Source organism: Escherichia sp. KCJ4928, from assembly GCF_004352695.1.
Lineage (GTDB): Bacteria > Pseudomonadota > Gammaproteobacteria > Enterobacterales > Enterobacteriaceae > ECMA0423.
Genome location: NZ_SJWV01000693.1, coordinates 1 through 321 on the forward strand (window position 1 = coordinate 1; position 321 = coordinate 321).

The following is a 321-nucleotide window of genomic DNA, read 5'->3' on the forward strand; positions in this document are numbered from 1 at the left end:
TTTTTTAATATATCTCGCTCAAGGCGAGCTTCATTTAACGCCTTACGCAGTTGCAGAATTTCAGATTCCAGTTCAGCCACCGTGCGGGAACCAGGAGTACCGAGCCCTTTTCTGGCGGCGGTAACCCATTGTCCTAAAGTGCCTTCAGGAAGAGATAATCGGGAAGCGCCTTCACTGATCGAAAGTTGATTTTCAAGAACCGTTCTGACAGCTTCGGCTTTGAACTCTTTAGAGTAACGTTGGGTTTTTCTGCTCATTATTAGCTCCTTCTGATGCCATTCTATTTCAGGAAGGAGTGTCCGTTAAACTCAGGCTACCTCA

Annotated in this window: 1 protein-coding gene; it reads right to left on the reverse strand. The window is 46.1% G+C overall.

The window, feature by feature from the left end:
- A partial coding sequence (locus tag E0D98_RS26290; RefSeq protein ID WP_000088297.1) for a transposase occupies nt 1–257 on the reverse strand: 257 nt, incomplete at its 3' end.
- Nucleotides 258–321 lie beyond the last annotated feature (64 nt).